This is a genomic window from Bacillus sp. ISL-77 (assembly GCF_018613105.1).
Window position 1 is genome coordinate 162,685 of the sequence record NZ_JAGGQY010000018.1, and the last position, 20,285, is coordinate 182,969.

20 protein-coding genes are annotated in these 20,285 nt (G+C 36.5%); 4 read left to right on the forward strand and 16 right to left on the reverse strand.

Going from position 1 to position 20,285, the window contains the following annotated elements:
- Positions 1-36: 36 nt before the first annotated feature.
- The 13 genes from J7E77_RS07205 to J7E77_RS07265 form a co-directional block, all read right to left on the reverse strand.
- Complete coding sequence (locus tag J7E77_RS07205) at positions 37-1,500, reverse strand: glycosyltransferase family protein (protein ID WP_214713271.1); 1,464 nt, start codon at positions 1,498-1,500, stop codon at positions 37-39.
- A gap of 69 nt (positions 1,501-1,569) precedes the next feature.
- Positions 1,570-2,493: an FTR1 family iron permease gene (locus tag J7E77_RS07210; RefSeq protein ID WP_214713272.1), complete on the reverse strand. Its 924-nt coding sequence runs from the start codon at positions 2,491-2,493 to the stop codon at positions 1,570-1,572.
- Between the two features lie 37 nt (positions 2,494-2,530).
- The gene (locus J7E77_RS07215) at positions 2,531-3,283 is read right to left on the reverse strand and encodes a hypothetical protein (RefSeq protein WP_214713273.1); all 753 of its coding nucleotides are present in this window, start codon (positions 3,281-3,283) and stop codon (positions 2,531-2,533) included.
- Between the two features lie 93 nt (positions 3,284-3,376).
- Positions 3,377-4,156, reverse strand: coding sequence for a glycosyltransferase family 2 protein (locus J7E77_RS07220; protein WP_214713274.1), 780 nt, complete (start codon positions 4,154-4,156; stop codon positions 3,377-3,379).
- 3 nt (positions 4,157-4,159) lie between these two features.
- A complete protein-coding gene (locus J7E77_RS07225) occupies positions 4,160-5,608 on the reverse strand; it encodes an alkaline phosphatase family protein (RefSeq protein WP_214713275.1) in 1,449 nt (482 codons plus the stop codon).
- Positions 5,605-6,555: a lysylphosphatidylglycerol synthase transmembrane domain-containing protein gene (locus J7E77_RS07230; RefSeq protein ID WP_214713276.1), complete on the reverse strand. Its 951-nt coding sequence runs from the start codon at positions 6,553-6,555 to the stop codon at positions 5,605-5,607. Before J7E77_RS07230 ends, J7E77_RS07225 begins: the two co-directional genes overlap by 4 nt.
- The gene (locus tag J7E77_RS07235) at positions 6,536-7,492 is read right to left on the reverse strand and encodes an NAD-dependent epimerase/dehydratase family protein (RefSeq protein ID WP_214713277.1); all 957 of its coding nucleotides are present in this window, start codon (positions 7,490-7,492) and stop codon (positions 6,536-6,538) included. Before J7E77_RS07235 ends, J7E77_RS07230 begins: the two co-directional genes overlap by 20 nt.
- Before the next feature lie 113 nt (positions 7,493-7,605).
- Positions 7,606-8,781 (reverse strand): hypothetical protein, encoded by a 1,176-nt coding sequence (locus tag J7E77_RS07240; protein ID WP_214713278.1) that lies wholly within the window; start codon positions 8,779-8,781, stop codon positions 7,606-7,608.
- 194 nt (positions 8,782-8,975) lie between these two features.
- Positions 8,976-9,548 (reverse strand): 5' nucleotidase, NT5C type, encoded by a 573-nt coding sequence (locus J7E77_RS07245; protein ID WP_214713279.1) that lies wholly within the window; start codon positions 9,546-9,548, stop codon positions 8,976-8,978.
- Complete coding sequence (gene ribD, locus J7E77_RS07250) at positions 9,548-10,654, reverse strand: bifunctional diaminohydroxyphosphoribosylaminopyrimidine deaminase/5-amino-6-(5-phosphoribosylamino)uracil reductase RibD (protein ID WP_214713280.1); 1,107 nt, start codon at positions 10,652-10,654, stop codon at positions 9,548-9,550. The genes J7E77_RS07245 and ribD overlap by 1 nt, the downstream gene beginning before the upstream one ends.
- Complete coding sequence (locus tag J7E77_RS07255; protein ID WP_214713281.1) at positions 10,647-11,399, reverse strand: GTP cyclohydrolase II; 753 nt, start codon at positions 11,397-11,399, stop codon at positions 10,647-10,649. The genes ribD and J7E77_RS07255 overlap by 8 nt, the downstream gene beginning before the upstream one ends.
- Positions 11,400-11,526: 127 nt before the next feature.
- Complete coding sequence (locus J7E77_RS07260; protein ID WP_214713282.1) at positions 11,527-12,942, reverse strand: SpoVR family protein; 1,416 nt, start codon at positions 12,940-12,942, stop codon at positions 11,527-11,529.
- A 92-nt stretch (positions 12,943-13,034) separates the two neighbouring features.
- Complete coding sequence (locus tag J7E77_RS07265) at positions 13,035-14,021, reverse strand: M14 family zinc carboxypeptidase (RefSeq protein ID WP_214713283.1); 987 nt, start codon at positions 14,019-14,021, stop codon at positions 13,035-13,037.
- Between the two features lie 149 nt (positions 14,022-14,170).
- Here J7E77_RS07265 and J7E77_RS07270 point away from each other — a divergent pair, with 149 nt between their 5' ends.
- Positions 14,171-14,425 (forward strand): YhdB family protein, encoded by a 255-nt coding sequence (locus tag J7E77_RS07270; RefSeq protein WP_088085936.1) that lies wholly within the window; start codon positions 14,171-14,173, stop codon positions 14,423-14,425.
- Between the two features lie 148 nt (positions 14,426-14,573).
- Here J7E77_RS07270 and J7E77_RS07275 read toward each other — a convergent pair whose 3' ends face one another.
- Both J7E77_RS07275 and J7E77_RS07280 read right to left on the reverse strand, forming a co-directional pair.
- On the reverse strand, positions 14,574-16,316 hold the full coding sequence (locus J7E77_RS07275) for a phospho-sugar mutase (protein WP_214713284.1): 1,743 nt from the start codon (positions 16,314-16,316) through the stop codon (positions 14,574-14,576).
- 204 nt (positions 16,317-16,520) lie between these two features.
- Positions 16,521-16,907: a YhcU family protein gene (locus J7E77_RS07280; protein WP_214713285.1), complete on the reverse strand. Its 387-nt coding sequence runs from the start codon at positions 16,905-16,907 to the stop codon at positions 16,521-16,523.
- A 107-nt stretch (positions 16,908-17,014) separates the two neighbouring features.
- On the opposite strand from J7E77_RS07280, the gene J7E77_RS07285 reads away from it, so the two are divergent.
- On the forward strand, positions 17,015-17,938 hold the full coding sequence (locus J7E77_RS07285; protein ID WP_214713286.1) for an RluA family pseudouridine synthase: 924 nt from the start codon (positions 17,015-17,017) through the stop codon (positions 17,936-17,938).
- Between the two features lie 57 nt (positions 17,939-17,995).
- On the opposite strand, the gene J7E77_RS07290 is transcribed toward J7E77_RS07285, so the two are convergent.
- Positions 17,996-18,253 (reverse strand): GlsB/YeaQ/YmgE family stress response membrane protein, encoded by a 258-nt coding sequence (locus tag J7E77_RS07290; protein ID WP_214713287.1) that lies wholly within the window; start codon positions 18,251-18,253, stop codon positions 17,996-17,998.
- A 326-nt stretch (positions 18,254-18,579) separates the two neighbouring features.
- Here J7E77_RS07290 and J7E77_RS07295 point away from each other — a divergent pair, with 326 nt between their 5' ends.
- Positions 18,580-19,197, forward strand: a complete 618-nt coding sequence (locus tag J7E77_RS07295; protein ID WP_088085931.1) for a DUF47 domain-containing protein — start codon at positions 18,580-18,582, stop codon at positions 19,195-19,197.
- An 11-nt stretch (positions 19,198-19,208) separates the two neighbouring features.
- Positions 19,209-20,216, forward strand: coding sequence for an inorganic phosphate transporter (locus J7E77_RS07300; protein WP_214713288.1), 1,008 nt, complete (start codon positions 19,209-19,211; stop codon positions 20,214-20,216).
- The last annotated feature ends 69 nt before the right edge of the window (positions 20,217-20,285 follow it).

Here is a 20,285-nt window from a genome sequence, read left to right on the forward strand (position 1 = left end):
TCCATATTGAGTATTTCTTATTAATTACTACTCAGTTCATTTCTCCATCCATTTATATAAAATTATTTCATGATAAACTGGATCAAAAAGCCCGTTGGAATGAAAAGTTGCTATCTTTTTGATTTTCCCATCTATTAAAATACCTTGTGACCTAAATCCTTGAATCACTTTATCTGTAAGTAGTACGGTCCTGTCTTGGAAATATTTCGCATCATACCGGAAATATTGATAAGTTTCTATCCTTTTGTGTGTATATGGAACCTCTAAATACTGTAACACCCTCGTTTCTTCCCATGTGTAGAGTATAACAGGTTCATTCATTTTCTCAATAAATGCATTCATTTTATAAACAGCTGGAGGTTCTTTAGCTTCCGTCGCTAATAGGGTTACATTTTGATTTACCTGATGGCCTAGGACGAAAATGCTGAGTCCCACGACTAAAAAAGGGATTCTTTCTGAAAAAAGACGAATACAAAGGAAAAATATCAATAAGACCGCAAGCGGGAGCGCATGCCTTGCTTTTTCTACATTTTGAGCCAATAGTGCCCAACCAAAATAACTGCTAAACAATATATATAGAAGGTTCATAAATGGCCATCTTTTTTTTGTTTTTTTGAACGCCCTAAAAAATATATAAATGAGAAGGAAAATATCAATGACAGCACTAAGCACTGATTCAGTTGCAATCCCTGTCCATAGGATGTTCTTTGAGGAAAAAATGATAAATCTATCAAAAAAACCAATATCAGCTGCCTCTACCGTTCCTCCCCAATCATTGAAATGACCGCTGGTAAACGCTAAAGAAAGCTTAATAAAACCGATTATACTTCCCTCAGAAATGACAAGACCAATTACCCATATTGCTTGAAAGATGACTCCCGAGATCAAGTATAATATGATCTCTTTCATTTTTAATCCATCTTTTTTTACTTTCCAATAAAACAGAAAGATTATACCGATTGCAAAGGGCAAGTAGGAAAGGCGAATTCCTAGCATAAGACTCAAAAAACCTAATGGTATTAAAATCGCTCTTGAATTTTTTATGTTTAAAGCAAAAAGAAGGCTCCATAAATACCACCAAAATGCTGCCAGTGCCGCTCCTTCTGACATCGGCTGATTAACGATAATAACACTGTAGCTTGCTGAATAAATAAGTGCTGTAGATAAACTAGCAAATGATCTCTGTATGAATCTCCTGGACAACTTATAAATGGGAAAAACAGAACTAGCATAACAAAAGACATTAAAAATCGTTAATGCTTTTGATGGGTCCATCACAAACAGATGAATGAATTTACCTCCTAAAATAAAAAAGGGATATCCAGGGAAGTGCGGCTGCATAGCCATTAAATCATAGCGCTTCACGGCCAGTGCAAAATCTACCTGATCCCACGAGGAGGTATATGGATTAATAAAATACAGTTGAGATATAAAAACAATAATTATAGCTGCAACACTTATCACTAATAAAAAGGGATCTTTTAAATCACTTTTGAACAATAAATATCCACCACCTGATCTAGAGAAAAAGTACAAGGCATCGGCCTTGTACTTTAAATGTTCAAAAATTCATTTCACTTGTGTCTCAAGAATTTTAGTTGTCTTTGAATTAGTTTTATTTGTTTGCTTGCTTCCTGCAGGTTTGGAAGAGGTAAGCAATAAAATTGCGACAAAGTATCCGATATAAGCCAATATTTCTTCAATAGAAGGCATGGAAGAATAGCCGAACAGCGCTTTTAGAAATATTCCAATATCCCCGGATAATATCGGAGCCGAACCAGTATCACGAAGGTAATGTGTGTAATCAATCGGATGCTCTGGCAGGAACCATGTAAGATCATACACATGTGGAAGTACACTGCCAATGATATTAAGGTCCTGCATCATGGAAATCGCTTGTACTAGTAGTCCAGCAGATATAAGAATAATAAAAGCACCGGTTAACTTGAAGAAAGTGCTCAAAGGAATCCTCATCGTTCCTTTAAAGAACAAATAAGAGACAATAATCGCGATCACCACACCAGTAATCGCGCCCCATCCCTGCATAGCTGCGCCGATGTTTCCACCTGTAATTGCAGCAAAAAAGAATACGGTTTCTACCCCCTCACGAAGGACGACTAGAAAAGAATGGATTACCATTCCAACAACGTTACCTGTGGAAATGAATTTATTCATTTTCCCTTCCATATTTCCTTTTAAATCACGGCTGTGGCTTGCCATCCAGAAAACCATTTGGGTTAATAATACGGTCGAAACGAGCATAATTCCTATTTTCAAATACATTTCGCTTCCCATTGCAGCGAATCCTGTAAAAACAATTTGGAATAGGAGGGCAACCCCGACACTTGCTAATATGGCAAGACCTGCTCCTAACCAAACATATTTATTGTACTGCTTATGGTCCACTCTTTTTAGATAGGTAGTTATTATGCCAACAATCAATAACGCCTCTAACACTTCACGGAATGTGATTAATAGAGCTTGAATTTCCACAGCCGAGTCCCTCCCCAATGGTGATGTTTCCTAATTTCTATTTTCTTCTTCTGCGGATAACAACTATGATTACCGCTATTATTATACCTGCGATTAATACAAGCGGTACCCAGTTTCGGATATTCGAAATATCCGTCCAGTCTTTTTTTACAGTCCCAGATTCTGTAGCACTTTCAGAAAAATGCCCGACTTCAAGACTTTTTATGTTGAATTCAGTTTTTAATGAGTTTAAAATCTCGTCTTTATTTTCCTTAAATGCGTCTAGATTCGCTTCTTTTTTCCCGACTCCAAACAGTCCGGGATTCCCCAATGCTTCAAGGGCCTGATCAAAATCCGTTCTGATTTTCTTATCATTCTCAGGTTTTTCAGCTTCCACTTTAGGAGACAACGCATCGTATGTAGCAAAGGCTTTAGCTAGGAGTCTTTTCGTTGTGTCATATTCAGCAAAGTCCTTTTCAATACTCTCTAAACGCCTCGCAATATTTAAAACCAGTAGTTTTTCCATATTGTTAATGGTGGCTTCCTTGTCCTTATCTTTAAGGTTACTCAGAATTAGCTTAGCAGGCTCTTGGCCCATATGCATATCAATCTCTTCTTTAACAGTTTCAAAGTTTTTTTTGGCGGAATTGTAATTGGGAGGATTCTCATCAAGCTTCACTACCATTTCTTTGTACACCTCAGCTACCTTCTCCTCATTCGGATCACCATAGGAATAGGCAAACGCACTACTTAAAGGAATGCTGTAAAAAATTAATGCGAAAGTAAAAAATAATCCAAAAAATTTCTTCATTAAGAATTTCCCTCCTACATGGATAATGATAATGATTATCATCCTCGCTGTCAATGCAAGGATTTAGAATGTCACATATTTATCATATTTATCTTACTTATTAATCTCCCTTGCTTTCAAAAGGTGTAATTCCCTGTCTCTTGCACCAGATGTTGTCCTATTATGGATCACCTTTTTCACTGGCCTTCTCATTTCTTTTAAAATGGCAGGTAAGACCGATGTCATATAACTACGAAACTTGATAAATGATTCCCCTGCTTTACGGACCTGATATCGAATTGGGACTTCTTTCATCCGAAAACCTTTTCTAATGAGATTCAGCGTGACAACTTGTGCATAATTGTAATCATGAACAATTTCAGCTTCTTCCATAGCTTGTCTAGAAAAAGCTCTCATCCCAGACTGTCCATCATAAATCCATTTTCTTAGTATAAGAGCTTGTAGAAACGTAAAACAATAATTCCCAATTCTCCTGTTCCACCGCATTCCTTCAATCGTTCCAAGGAAACGGGAACCCATTACATAATCAGCTGTTCCCATTAAGATGGGTTTGACAATATCAGGAATCTGATCAGCAGGGTATTCATTATCAGCATCAATCATGACACCAATATCTGCTCCATTTAAAACACAAAGCTCCAGCCCTTTACGAACAGCAGCACCTAATCCAAGGTTTTTACCAAAGGTATGGACATAATCTGCCCCTGCTTTCCAGGACTGCTCGACCGTTCGATCATTAGAGCCATCATTTATCACTAAAACCTCTACCTTCACCTTTGGATCGAAATCTCTTGGTATTTTTTGAATGACTTGGGCAATCGACTCTTCCTCATTGAAAGCTGGAAGAAAGACAATTACTTTTTGCTGCTCCATTGATTAAACATCCTTCCTTACTGCCTCTATTAATACTGGCCCACGGCTGTGACTAGGATATGGTGCCCCCAACAAATAGGAAATCGTTGAAGCGAGGGAAACCAAGCTATGCTTTTCCTCCACACTTTTTCCTGTTTCAATAGACGGACCATACATAAAGAACGGTACGAATCTTTCACCTTCATCGAGGTGGCCATGTCCACCAATCCCATCAGCTTGACCATGGTCAGCACAAACAATAAACGTGTAATTTTCAAGCTTACCTTTCTCTTTTAACCACTCAAAATATTCTTTAACTAAGGCGTCAGCCTCTTCGATTTTTTGAATATATTCGTTATATAATACTCCTCGGCTATGTCCAGTTTGGTCTGTACTTATTAATTGCACAATTTGCAAATCGGGATCCTGTTCTTCCATGATATTTTTCGCTCGATCAATAATTTTACGATCAACAACATTATTGTGCATTACGGCTGTGAATGTCTCTACATCCTTTCCAAAGGAATCAACGAGATGGGCTACCGCTAATAATGAACCCTTTTTCCCTACTTTTCTTAATGTGTCAAATACGCTCTCTACTTTAATACCATGCTTCCAAACCATATTCGACTTGATTCCATGTTCAAATGGGTAAGTTCCTGAAAACATCGATGAAAAACAAACGACAGTTCTTGCTGGATATACGGTTTCCATTCTAGTATAGTCTGTTCCATTTTTTCTCAAATAGTCGAGAAAGGGAGTGTTCGCTTCTTCAAAACGCTCTTTCCTCATTCCGTCAATGACCATAACAATAACTTTCTTATTAATGGCATCTGTCCGCTCTGCAACATTAGAAGTAAAGGTAGGGATAATCTTCGGCTTCCAATCGAACAGATTTTTATGAAGAATCCAAGAAAACAATAGAATTCCTAAATAGAAGAATACGATGACTCCAATTTCACTTCCCGACCAGGTTTGCTTCTCAATAGTCAAATTCCAAAGTGATAATAACAAAAGAAACTTTGGCAGTTGTTCTTGGGCATTCCCACTTGTTGAATCACTATTTTTTAAAACGAGCTTCCAGAACCGGGTAAAATTCAGCCATGAGGTACCGATGCGCAAATGATAATAAAATGTGCCCCAAAAAAAGACTGTAAAGAAGAAATATAAACCAATGCCAGTAAAAAGCAAACTAATATTCACATGATCCCAAATGATAAGAAAGGCTGTAAATGGGATCCATAAATAGTTTCTAAGAAATAATGGATAATCGTACAGGTAGTAAATAATTAATAGAGGTAAGATTGCTAATAACCCTAAGAATAGATCTAAACTGTAAGAAGGGGATCCCAACTTAGATAGGGAATAAATCAACATGGTACCGATTGTAAATATTGGAGTAAACGGCTTCCCCTCATTCAGAAGGTTCCAACACCTTGCCGCCACTTTTTCAAAAGAAGATGCTTTTTTCATTTTTGTCTTCCTCTCATTCTTAGAAACACTCTTATTTGTTTAAAATTTGATGCAGGTGAATGAATCAAAAGCAGGAAACCAACGAAATAGGAAAAAATAAACTTATAACTATGGCTAATAAGAGCAACCATATATCCATCCTTTGTCGGAAACCCAAAACTTGTTAAAGCCGCAGTCATGACTGATTCGTATGTAGATATTCCCCCAGGTGTAATTTGAAATACCTGCCCACCGACAGTAATAGAATTGACCCAAATTGACTTATAAATAGAAAGACCATCACCTAACGAAGCTGTTACTCCCCACAAAACAGCGCCTTCCATAGCCCAGCTTAATCCAATTAAGAAAAAAATATAAACAAAATTCCAGCCCTTAAAGCTTGTTCTTAATAATAAGATATGCTTTTCCACAAAGAGTGGACAGTATTTAAAGACTATAAATCCTCCTATTAGAAAGCTTAAACCTAAAATAAGCAATACTCCTAATGACAAGTGGAAGATAAACGCTTTGGAAAAAGCAACAAGTCCAATTATGGAAAATAACATTAGGAACAACATATCAAGCGATCTGAGCACAACTACAGAATGTGCAGAAATATCAGGACTTATGTTTTTTTCCTTCCAGGACAACACCCCGACCCTAACCGCATCCCCAACCTTTATTGGAGTGATATGATTTACGAAAAGACTTAAGAGAATGCCTTGTAAACAGCTTATAAACTTGGCTTTCTTTCCTAGATATAATCTCCACGCCTCAGCTCTGAGGATAAATGAGGATAGGTAACCCACGGTAACAACTATGATAATCAAAGGATTACCCAAGAAAAATTTTTTGGACCCATTTAAGAAGTTTTCAGCATGAAAATATCGCCAGGACAACAGGATAAAAATTCCTGCTAGAATGAATCCCATCACTTTAACCAAACGTTTAACTGATTTCCGAAACATGCTTTTTGGCCCATTCTATCGTTTTAGCAAGTCCCTCTGAAAAAGATATTAATGGGGAAAATCCAAGCTGTTGATGTGCCTTCGAAATATCCGCCCATGTGGAATTGACATCCCCTTGGCGAAAACCACCTTGTTTTACAGTTAGATCAGGAAAATGCTGCTTTAAATACTCAACTAATTCCTCAATAAAAATCGGTTTACCAGACCCTATATTATAGGTACCGACCCTTTCAGTTTGGTTAAAAGCACTAATGATCCCTGTTATACAATCATCTATATATGTATAGTCTCTAGCCGTTCTATTTCCAAACAATGTAATTTCCTGTTTATTCAGCAAATTTTTAATAAACCCTGTAATGGCCATATCTGGCCTACCCCAGGGTCCATAAACGGTAAAAAAGCGAAGGATAGAAATTTTATAGTCAAATAATGAAGAATAGGCATGGCAAAAGGATTCAGCCCCAAATTTAGCTGCTGCATAAGGAGATACCACCTTTCCCATCGCCATCTCTTCTTGAAGCGGAACGTTCTTTTGTTCTCCGTAAACCGATGAGGAAGAAGCAAAAATAAAATGTTTTACGTTTGATTGACCCGCAAATCGCAGTGCATTAATGGTGGCTTTAATATCGTAGTCAACATACTCATTCGGGGCCGTTATTGAATGTGATACTCCAGGAATGGCCGCTAGGTGTATTACCATTTCTGGCTTGTAGGAAAGAAAGATTTCCTTTACTTCCGCTTCGTCATTTAGAAGACTTTTTTGAAAGAAAGCGAACTCTCCTGCTCCACGTGCAAATTCTAGCTGTCGTTTTTTCCTAGCAACAGAATAGTAAGGATGCAGTTCATCGATGATTAAAACCTCATGGCCTTCCTTTAACAATTTCCTTGTAAGATGGGAGCCAATAAACCCTGCTCCGCCAGTAACAATTACTTTCAATGTATAACACCTCTATACCTAGTTGGTCATCACGACTTATTATGTACATTATTCTCTCATATCAGAGAAAAAAGGAAAAACCTTGCGTAAGTTAACAAGGTTTTTCCTCTGCATTATTTCGCTTTTTCTACGATTGTATTCAGAGTGGAAATTAACTCGTTCAATTGTGCTTCACCAGCGGTTTTATCTTTAGCTTTTGCTGTTTCAACATATTTCTGTGCTTTTTCAGTTAGTGTCTTATAACCATCTTCTCCAAGAAGGGCCTTGATATCTTCGCCGATGATATCGATGAATAACGCACCCTCTAAACCAGTGATAACAGCTTTATCTTCACCAAATAATTCTTTACTCTCGCCATACTCAGAAATGGCAATTTTTGCAAAACCACGAACAAAAGCTTTATTAACAGCAGCTGGATCAACTGCTTTTACATCAGATTCAAGATTGAATTGTTTTTCAATCAAGGCAGTTTCATCAGCTGCATGTTTGTTCAAATAGCTATATAAAGATTGGAAGAATGCCCAGCCTTCTGCCTGTTCTACTTTGGCTAAAGCAGCATCTTTCCCTGCTTCCGCTGCAGCCTTTGTTGCATATCCATTTGGAAGTGCACCCGTTGCTAGATAGAAGGTCTTCATTAACGTTTTGTCAACCACTTGCTTACCTAAGTTAAAGCTTAGTTGATCATTGTTTTTAATTGCTGTTTCTATTTCACTAAATCCCCCATCAATTACACTGACAAGGTTTGTTCCATAAGCAGCATCACGCTTTTCTACAGTTGATTTTAGAATGGCATAATATCCTTTTGCTTCTTCTAATTCTGCATTGACTTCTTCAGTTTTGCCCCATTTTTCAGTTACTTCTGTAAAATCGTGTTTAATAGATGTATAAAATACCTTTTGCATTAATTTATCAAAGATTTGTTTTACGATTACTTTATCCATTGAACCATCTTTACCAGCTGCTAAAGCTACAGTGATTTTTTCATCAATTGTATCCTCAAATTCTGCGTCTCTCTTTTGAACTAACTCTTTTAAATTGGAATTATATAAATCTGTCACTTTGTCAAAATCAACATCTTTACCTTCTTTTGCTTTTTCAAGCTCAGTTACGGCCTCTTTAAAAACATCAGCATATTTCACTTCTTCTTTTTCCTTTACTTCTTCTTTCTCTGCTGATTTTGCTTTGTTTTCTACCTTTGGTTTATCTGTTGTTTCTTCTGCTTTTCCACAAGCTCCAAGAACTAATGAAAGGGCTGCCATTGCTGCTAGAAGTTTAAATTTGATTGACATTGTGTTTTCCCCCGGTTTGTATAATTTTTATATTTGATAATGATTATCATTCACAATTCTGATTATAAAGAGAATGATTATCATTGTCAACTTGTTTAATAATATGTAACAAAATATTCACATTTTTAACCTATATATATTAAAAAGCTATCTTGTCTTACAAGATAGCTTTAACACACACTAAAACTCGACTCTTATTTCACTTTATCTTTTATTGTTTCCTCAAGGTCACTCCAATTTATAATTCTCGGTAAATTTAAATGACGATTATAGGATTGATCCCTGAGAAAAATTTTAATTGATTCGTTTAATAATGTATTTAAAACCTCTGGTTTATCATCAAAATAATAATCGAGTTTTAATTTTTTAATGATTTCTACCTTTTCATGATCCTGCATACCATAAAAAAACCTCTCCTCATGAACAGGAAAACCGTTTTGTTTTAACCATTCTTTCGTTCTTTCCCCATGTTCTTTGGGTCTTGCCGTAATATAATATATTTCATGCCCTTTCTTCTCTAGTTCTTGTAAAGTTTCAACAGCATCTGGAAAAGCAGGACATGACGTATAATAAATTTCTTCTAAAGAATTACGCCACATTTCTTTCCCTTGTTCATCTGTTAATCCAAAGGGTCCATGTATCTCCACTCGTTTTAAGTTATGAAAAATTTCAATCGGTACATTTTGATTCAATCTTTGATTGTATATGTTAAAGGCATGCTCGCGTAGATTTATTAATGTATCATCGATATCAAAACCAAATCTCATCACATAATTCCCTCTTTTGAATAAATCGGATAGCCAATAAATTTAAAGTCTTTTCCAATTTTAATGATCGATGTATCCACTAAATCCACTGCATCAGACATTTTCTCTATTCCTGCCCCCTCTAAGAAAGTAGGTGCATCCTTTCCACCAATTAATTTGGGTGCAAAATAAAGAATTACTTTATCAATACATTTATTTTCAAGAAAAGAAGCATTTATGGTGCCCCCTCCTTCAATTAATACGGATGAGATAAGGTGCTCACCTAATATTTCCATGACATCTTTAGGATCAACTTTTTCCACCCCATCGGTAGGAAAGACTTTCATCCCTAAGGACTTTAATGTTTTTTCCTTATCCTGATCATATTTCTGACACGTAAATATCCAAGTTTCAGCAAGGTTATCTGTTACAACTTTTGAATCTATAGGGATCTTTAAAGTAGAATCCAAAATAACACGAATTGGATTTCTTCCATTCGGAATTCGCGCTGTCAGTTCCGGGTTATCTTTTATTACTGTATTAACCCCTATAAGAATAGCCATATTTTCATTCCTCAGAAGATGGACATCCTGTCTGGATTGTTCCGAAGTAATCCATTTACTGTTTGATGCATAAGTGGCTATTTTCCCATCTAGAGTAATCCCTGATTTTAAGGTGACAAATGGTTTTTTCTCCAAGATGAATTTATTGAATACTTCATTCATCTTTTGGGATTCCTCTTGATGAACCCCGATTATTACTTCAATTCCTGCGTCTTTTAGAATTTTTACTCCATTCCCTGACACAACAGGATTTGGATCAAGTGTGGCAATTACGACTCTTTTAATACCGGCTTCTACTATTGCAACAGCACATGGGCCTGTCCTGCCATAGTGGGAACATGGTTCTAATGTAACATAAATGGTTCCGCCTTTTGCTGCTTCGCCAGCCATACGGAGAGCGTGAATCTCAGCATGAGGCTCGCCAGCTTTTAAATGGGCTCCGATTCCCACTACTCGGTTATCATTCACAATCACAGCCCCTACTAGTGGATTTGGGTCTGTTTGGCCTTTCATTGCACTAGCATTTTTTAGAGCTAACTCCATATAGAATTCATGGTTAGTCATTTGGACAAGTCCCCTTATCTCCTATATGACCTGACTTATTTACTTTTGTCTGCAGATATTTTTCGTTATACTCTGATACATCTCCCCACAAAGGCTTTCTGCCTGCTACCTCTAAACCAGCACTTTTTAATGCTTCCAATTTTTTTGGATTGTTAGTCATAAGTGTGACTGGTTTAGAGCGTAATGCTTTAAGGACTTGAATAGCATCCCCATAGTTTCTAGAATCATCGACAAAACCAAGGCCTTCATTTGCTTCGACCGTATCATAGCCGTTTTCTTGAAGAACATAGGCCATTGCCTTACTGAATAAGCCTATTCCTCTTCCTTCGTGATTTGCTAGATAAAATAATGCCCCTGTTCCATGTTCGGAGATCATTTTCATTGATTGTTTTAATTGAAATCCACAGTCGCATCGCTTGCTTCCAAATATATCGCCCGTATGGCAGATGGAATGCATTCTAATAATGACATCATCTTCATATTCAAAGTCACCATATACTAAAACGCTTGATTGTTGAAACTCTGCTAAATTCGCAGAAGATAACTTATCAATAATTCTTTCAAAATCCTCTGTTACCTCATCACAATTTAGCCAACAATACCATTTGAAGTTAACTGTTTCTCCGTATAAATTAACGGGAAGCCGGATCGGTCCTACTAAATATATCGCACCTTTTTCTGTTTTTATTAATTGAATTTTGTCTTCTAAAACTGAAAGAACTTTAGAGTTAAGAGCTTGTTTCATTTATTTATCCCCTTTTTAAGAATAGTTTTAACTACATTAACAAATACATTCATGAAATGATTTCCTCTCTCCTATTACGCATAAATAGAAATAGGCTATCTTGATAGTACAAGATAGCCTCAAGAAATTACAAATATTTACGATGGACTCCTTTACCATCATAAGAAAATAACATTTTTCTATCTTCAATCATCGATTCGATATGAACAGGTCTGCCCCAAAGCTGTTGGATATATGGAAGAACTTTTTCTAGATATTTAACGTCGAGTTCCACCCCTTCATACCAGTGTTTTAGATATAGTTCCCCATTTTTTAAATAATCGCCATCATTGACAGTGATGTAAGGGAAACCTCCATTTACGCGCATATTTACAAGTTGATCACGAATCTGTTCCCATTGTTTATCAACAATTTTGTAGTCTCTTCCTTGTTTTTGGAAAAGATACATATCTTCTCGCATGACAAGGTCCTTATTTAAGTAATTGCGAAGAAAAGATATATCGGATTCTACTTCACGGACCTCAAACATTTTTTCCCGCCCTGATCCTGGAACCACGCCTCTTCGCTTCATCTCTTCCGTTGGATTGTTATAGCGTTCTTCAATATCCTCAAAAATCTTTATTCCAAGGTAATAAGGATTAATGCCCGTTTTTGATGGCTGTACAACTCCCGCATTCAATTTAGCAAACTCGATTGCCTCACCGCTCGTTAAATCCATTTCCCGTAAAATTCGTTGATGCCAATAGGAAGCCCAGCCTTCGTTCATTATTTTCGTTTCAAGCTGCGGCCAGAAGTAGAGCATTTCCTCCCGCATCATTGTTAAGATATCCCGCTGCCAATCCTCTAACTCTCTGCTATATGTTTCAATAAATAGCAACAGATCCTTTTCTGGCCTTGGAGGAAATTTCTTTTTCCGCGGTTGATTGGTCTCCTTTTTATCTTTTTCATCCAATCTCCACAGATCATCGTATGGCGTTGTTACTTGAAGCTCTAGGTCATCATCTTCCTCGTCGTCTCCAATGGACCAAGATAACTTAGGCCTCATAAGCGATGGGTCTATATGTTCATCAATAGCCAATACCGCATCTAAAAAGGTTTCCACTTCTTTTTTACCATATTGAACTTCATATTGATGAATTCTTTCTGCCGTGGCAGCCATACTTTCGACCATATCACGTTTTGTATTTTGAAAACGAACATTATTTTTAAAGAAGTCACAGTGTGCTAAAACATGGGCAACAATTAGTTTATTTTGAATAAGTGTATTGGAATCAAGCAAAAAAGCATAGCATGGGTTTGAATTGATAACTAATTCATAAATTTTACTCAGCCCTAAATCATAATGAAGTTTCATTTTGTGAAATTGCTTGCCGAAGCTCCAATGTGAAAATCGGGTTGGCATACCATAAGCCCCAAATGTATAAATAATTTCGGCAGGACAGATTTCATAACGCATTGGATAAAAATCCAAACCAAACCCGGTTGCTATTTCAGTGATTTCACTGATCGCATATTCAAGTGAATTACGACCTTCCACATTCATTTTGCCATTCCCCCTTTTCCTCTTACCACAATGTATGAAGTAAAAAGGGGAATGATGAAACAAGATAGAAAAAACAATAGGCAAGTATTGCTTTAATCAGAGATTTTCTTGGCTTCCACAGCAAGTTTCAAGCCAACATGTCGATTCCGTTTCCATTCCTGTTTAAAAATTGAGATGGGGGGATTTGTTTCGCCAACTAAATAACTAATTTCAATTGTCATGGCCGGTCTGTGATAAGTAGTGATAAACCAATCCGTGAAACCGCCTCCCACTGCGTTTTTTTCAGGTTTGGCTAATTTATAGCCGGTTAATTTCGAAATTTTTTTAGCAACAAGTTTATCACGTGTAAGATGCTTGCCATTTTTATAATTCCAATAAATTTCTCTTCCCGCTGTATGATAAGCAACTGCAATTGAAGGGTTAATTTCCTTAATAAATTTCGTTAAGGAGAGTGCTTCTTTTGATTCTAATGGTTTTTTTCCTTTATAAAGTTTATAGGAGGGTGAAACAGGATCAGGATTAAGACTTTCCCACCCAGCTGGATATTGCCTATTTAAATCTATGCCCATGCCGTTTGCTTTCCATCGTTTAAAGTTATCTGATCCTTCATTTATTTTCACCAAAAGTTTCTGATGTTTAGATGGAAAATTTTTAAGATCATTCTGTTGAATGGCCACTCCATCTGGATTTAACATTGGCACAAACCATAATGATACTTCATTAAGAATATGATTGGATTTAAATCCGAAAAGGCCCTTCTCCTCATAGGAAGCTGCATAAGACTCAAGCATTTTCATTAACATTAAGCTTGTCAGCCACTCCCGCCCATGATGCGAGCCTATCAAAACCACATTTTTCTTGCCCTTTCCGAGCTTAATTGCCCAAATATCCCGCCCAAAGTGAGACGTTCCGATCGATTTGATTTTTATTTTCTCTTGATACTTTTCGTTAATTATTGAAAGGTCATTTTCTAACATTTCATAAGTATACGGTCTATCAGCTTTGACAATTTTAGCGCTTGCGACATTTTCCAGTTGTAGGGATAAAAAGAGCATGACACAAATTATAATTTTAACCATAGCGCCTCCGCCTTGTTCATAATGACAAGAATATATACAGGTAAATGTTGAAAACCGCGTAAACAATGGGTGTCCAACATTTGCTGTGAAAGTTATCGTCAAAATATCATACAATAATCTCAACTCCTAATAAGGAGGAGATAAAACAAATGAATAAAATGGATTATGATCGAGCTTTATATTATACACATCGATCTGAGTGGGATAATTTGCTGATTTTAATGGTACGAACAAAAGACCAATTTTTATCAAAAAGAATTGAACAATTCCTGCATGCCTACAATTTCGAACGTGATTACAGTGTAATTGAAACCAAACTATATAACCTTCTTCGCTACATTGACCATGCGAATGAAACCGTAGAGCCTGACCCTAATGAGATACCGATGTATAGTCTTTCCTAAAATGATAAGTGAATTCAATTTCTGCCTGAGAAACTTTTTACAACCGGACCAAAGAATTCCACCAAAAAAAACACGGCTTCCTGAAATGGAAGCCGTGTTTTATTTTTTTCTTTTCATGATGAGGTTCTTAGATCGTATTAAGATTGGATTAAATTTCTTGAACCATTTTCATTTTATCGTCAACTAAAGCCATAAAATCATTTTCAATCGATTTTAGTTTTATCTTGCTTTCTTCTAAACTTTTACTATTGACTCCAAAATAGAATTTCACCTTCGGCTCTGTTCCTGATGGTCTTAAACAAACCCATGAACCATCCTCGAAAGTATATTTTAAAACATTCGATTTTGGTAAATCAATTTCTTCTTCTCCTTTATTCTTTACACGGATGCTTGTTAAGTAATCTTCAGTCGTGAAGGTGGTCAAGTTTCCAAGACTCGTAATTGGCTCAGATCGGAAAGAAGCCAATAATTGTTGGATTGTCTCCGCCCCTTCCTTTCCTTTTAAGGTTAAGGAACGTAGGCCTTCTTGGTAATAACCATACTTTTCAAATACTTCCATCATTCCTTGATAGAGGGTTTTTCCTTGTTTCTTATAAAAAGCACACACTTCGGTTGCTAGTAGAGCCGCTTGGACTGCATCCTTATCCCTAGCAAAGTCGCCAATTAAATAGCCATAGGATTCCTCATATCCAAATAGAAATTTCAAATTGCCAGTGGTCTCATATTCATTAATTTTTTCAGCGATAAATTTAAATCCGGTTAAGACATCAACTGTTTCTAAATCATAAGCTGTAGCAATTTTCCTGCCAATTTCTGATGTAACAATAGTTTTTAAAACAACTCCATTTTCCGGGAGTGTTCCTTTTTCCTTTTTCTGTGTGATAATGTAATCAAGTAACAAAGCACCTGTTTGGTTTCCTGTAAGAACAACATATTCTCCTTCAGGATTGCGCACAGCAATACCTAATCGATCGGCATCGGGATCTGTAGCAATGAGAAGATCCGCTCCTACTTCTTTTCCATCACGAATGGCCAATTCAAAGGCTGCATGCTCTTCAGGGTTAGGACTTTTTACAGTCGAGAATTCCGGATCTGGAAGTTCTTGTTCTTTAACGATTGTTACATTTTTATAGCCCAATGCAGATAAAGCAGCACGGACAGGCTTATTAGCAGTCCCATGTAAAGGGGTAAAGACGATTTTAATATCAGTTTCTTCAGCAAGGTTTGGATTCTCTGAAATAGTTCTTAATTTCTCAATATAAGCATTATCAATTTCAGCACCGATCGTTTTAATTAATCCGGCAGCTCTTAAGTTTTCTTCACTATCAACCTCAATTAGTAATTCATTCTCGATCTCATTTACCTTGGCAATAACCTTGTCTGCTCCATCTGGCGGAAGTTGGCCGCCATCTGAACCATATACCTTAAATCCGTTATATTCAGGCGGATTATGGCTTGCAGTGATGACAATTCCTGAAAAGGCATTTAAATATCTTAGCGCAAATGATAATTCAGGGGTAGGCCTTAATTCTTCAAATACATATGTTTGGATTCCTTTTGAGGCTAACGTTTTAGCGGCCTCCATTGCAAATTCTAGTGACTTATGACGGGAATCAAAAGCAATCACAACACCGCGTTGTTTCGCTTCTATACCTTGGTTTTCTATGTATCCCGCTAAACCAGCTGAGGCTTTGCGTACAGTATAAAGGTTCATTCGATTCGTACCAACACCGATTTCGCCTCTCATACCCCCAGTTCCAAATTCTAAGTTCTTATAAAAAACCTCTTCTAGCTGCCCTTCATTCTTCACTATTTCTGTTAATTGATTTCTTAATTCAGCATCTAATCCTTCAAATTCTATCCAACTTTTTACTTTCTTCTTCCAATCCATAGGTGTCCCCTCCAGTTTCTGTCTACTCTATATTGTTTCTAATTTCAGGTTTGTTACTCCTTTAAAAATCTACTGAAATTAACCGACAAATTTTGCAGTAATATAAAATTGTTATTTTCTTTCCTTTTACTATATTACCTTAAAATTACTCATTACTAATAGAAAAAAAAAAAAAGCCTGCAATTTTGCAGACTTTTTTTTTCATTATACTAGCAACTCATTATCAGCATTAGAATAGATACTTAGCATGTTTGCTCTGATACATTTTGCCACTTCAAAATGTTCATATTCAAATGGAAAAAATAATCCAAATTCCTGTAAGGTCTCAACATTCTTATTAAATAATAATGTATACTGAACATCAAGTTGAGAGGCCTCAAGAATAGAGATTAATGTTTGAATACTTGTCATTACCTGAAAGGCATCTTTTAATGTGTTAAAATCTTCAGATGTATGCAAAACCTTTAACTGTTCAAATTGATTAATTTCCTCATCGGTATAGTAGAGAGGAAAAATATTCGAATAGATGTACCTCACCAGTTCATTAATTTCTTCTTCCTGACTTGGTGTGGAGGCAAAAACAATTTTCACTTTTAACCCACCTTTGCCATCGCTTATTTCTGTCTGATTGTATATCATAAGAATAACATAACAAAGACTGTATTTACGGTGGTAATTATAACCTGAAGGAGAATTAAATGCTAAAAACAATGCGAATGGGTGAATGGTTTCAACTAACGGTTCCATTGGAATGGAATGGAAGAACCATTGCTGATATTTTTCGAAACGTATGGGGAGCCCCCAAAAAATTAACTCATTCTTTTAGAATGGAAAATAAGGTTTTACTAAATGGAGACCAGGCTAACTGGAATATCCCTCTTAGTCATGGTTCGAAGCTGCAAGTTAAACTTTTTGAGGAAGAAGAACTACTAATCACACCAAACTATATAGATGTTGACATCCTTTATGAGGACGACCATGTATTGGTTCTTAACAAACCGCCATTTATGAATACCCATCCGAATGACCCAAACGCAGATCTATATACCCTTGTTAATGCGGTGCAATATTATCTGCAATCAAATGGGGAAATAAGAAACATTCGGCAGGTTCATCGATTAGATCGCGATACATCAGGTGCCATCCTTTTTGCTAAACATGCTTTAGCTGGTGCTATTTTGGACAATATGCTCGAAAAACGGGAGATTAAAAGAACCTACATTGCTTTGGTCCATGGGATAGTTAAACATAGAAGCGGAACAATTAAGGATCCAATCGGCCGTGACCGCCATCATGCAACCAAAAGAAGAGTTTCTCCAACAGGTCAAGAGGCACTTACCCATTATATGGTCTTAAAGACAGACAAAGACAAACAACAATCCTATGTTAAATGTTGGCTCGATACTGGGAGAACCCATCAAATCAGAGTTCACTTAAGTCATCTCGGACATCCTTTAGTTGGAGATACTTTGTATGGCGGGAAAGCAATTATTAAAAGACAAGCACTCCATGCAGCAAAGCTTGAGTTGATTCACCCATTTACTCAGAATAAAATTGTATGCCATGCTCCATTTTTAGATCAACCTGCTATTTTTAAAGATATTGACATATATTCAATTTAGGTTATTGAACCAAAAACCATTGAAAAAGCCTCCTGATTTAGGAGGCTTTTTCAATGGTTATTTATCGGTTCTTCTAAAGGATCTCATAATGAAGCTTAGCAGCAAGACCAATACTGCAGAACCAATGATTGCAGGTACTATTGCAAAATCAGCCACATGCGGCCCCCAGTTACCTAAAATCGCTGTCCCAAGCCACGCCCCAACAAATCCAGCTATGATGTTACCAATGATGCCGCCCGGTATATCTCTTCCAACGATAAGGCCTGCTAACCATCCAATAATCCCACCAATAATTAATGCCCAAATGAAACTCATTTAGAACACTCCTTTTTAGTATTCAATTATTTGTCTCAGGCAGTATTGGAAAAGTAACTTAATTTTCATGCTACCTGTACCTATAAAGTACCCTATTTTCATTTTTATACTCAGAAAAGAAAAAATCTTACAACCTACCTTTAATACATAAATCAATGAATTTAGGTAAAAGTAAAAAGGTCTCCATCTTAAAAATGAACTATTCAAAAAATTCTAATGTTAAGTTTTTGTAAAGTTACATAGAATTTGTTTCTTTCTTCGACATTTTTCAGATAAAATATCTAAGTTGGTCTACAAGACCTTTAAATTAAAATGGGGGTAATTACATGGCATTCAAAAAAACTGATAAATTTATGGCATTACTTAGTAATATTTCTGCGAACCTTAAAGAAAGTGCAAATTTCTTCACTGATTATAAATTAAAAAATGTGAGTGATTTGAAAATTTTCTCAGAGAAAATGAAAGAACTGGAAACCAAAGGAGATACATTCGTTCACGAAGTAATCAAAGAATTGAATGATGCTTTCATCACTCCAATTGAACGTGAAGACATTCTTCATCTAGCGATGAGCATGGATGATGTTCTGGATGGCCTTGAAGGATGTGCGGCATTATTTGAAATGTACTCCATTACGAATGCAGATGACTATATGAAGAAATTTGTGGATGCTATTCAAGCCAGTGTTCATGAAATTGACAAAGCGGTTGAACTGCTTTCAAATAAAAAGTTACAACAAATAAGAGAACATGCGATTAAAATAAAAGATTATGAATCCAACTGTGATAATATCTTACGCCAGTCGATTAAAAATTTATTTACGGTTGAAAAAGATCCAATCCGTATCATTCAATATAAAGAAATCTACGAAAATCTTGAAGATATCGCAGACTATTGCCAAACCGTTGCTAATACACTTGAAACCATTATCATGAAAAATGCTTAAGGAGCAAAAATATGAGCGTTGTATTAATTCTAACGATTTTAATTGTAATTGGTGCCCTTGCATTTGACTTTATAAATGGATTCCATGATACTGCAAATGCAATCGCTACCTCTGTATCAACAAAAGCCCTAAAGCCACGCCAAGCAATTTTGCTGGCAGCCGTAATGAATTTTGTTGGTGCTTTGACATTCACAGGTGTAGCCAAAACCATATCTAAGGATATTGTTGATCCATTCTCACTAACTGGTGGTCATACCGGATCAATTGTTATTTTTGCGGCGCTGCTATCGGCTATTATTTGGAACTTACTCACATGGTATTACGGTATTCCAAGCAGCTCTTCCCATGCAATTATTGGTTCTATTGCTGGTGCGGCTATTGCTGCCAAAGGATTTGACGTAATAAAAGCAGAAGGTTTTATAAAAATCCTTGAAGCATTAGTCCTATCACCGATCTTAGCTTTCACAGTTGGGTATATTGTTTACAGCATTTTTAAAGTCGTGTTTAAGAACTTCAATTTAACAAAGACAAACCGAAACTTTCGTTTTATCCAGATTGCTACTGCGGCATTACAATCCTATTCACACGGAACAAATGATGCACAAAAATCCATGGGGATTATCACCATGGCTCTGTTAGCTAATGGTTATCTGCATACTGATGAGGTTCCTTTTTGGGTACAGCTCTCTTGTGCGATTGCAATGGGACTTGGTACCTCGATTGGCGGATGGAAGATCATTAAAACAGTGGGCGGGAAAATTATGAAGATCCGTCCGATTAATGGTGTTGCAGCGGATTTAACCGGTGCAGCGATCATTTTCGGGGCCACCTACATCCACTTACCTGTCAGTACTACACACGTCATCTCTTCAGGGATACTTGGTGTAGGTGCTTCGCATCGTCTTAAAGGAGTAAAATGGGGTACTGCTCAGCGGATGTTAATTACCTGGGTCATTACATTACCAATAACTTCCTTGTTAGCAGGTATCATTTATTTTATTCTGAATATCTTCTTTTAAAAAAATAACCAGGAATTTTTTCTCCTGGTTATTTTTTTAATCCTTTATAATAGTCATTTTTTTTGGTGA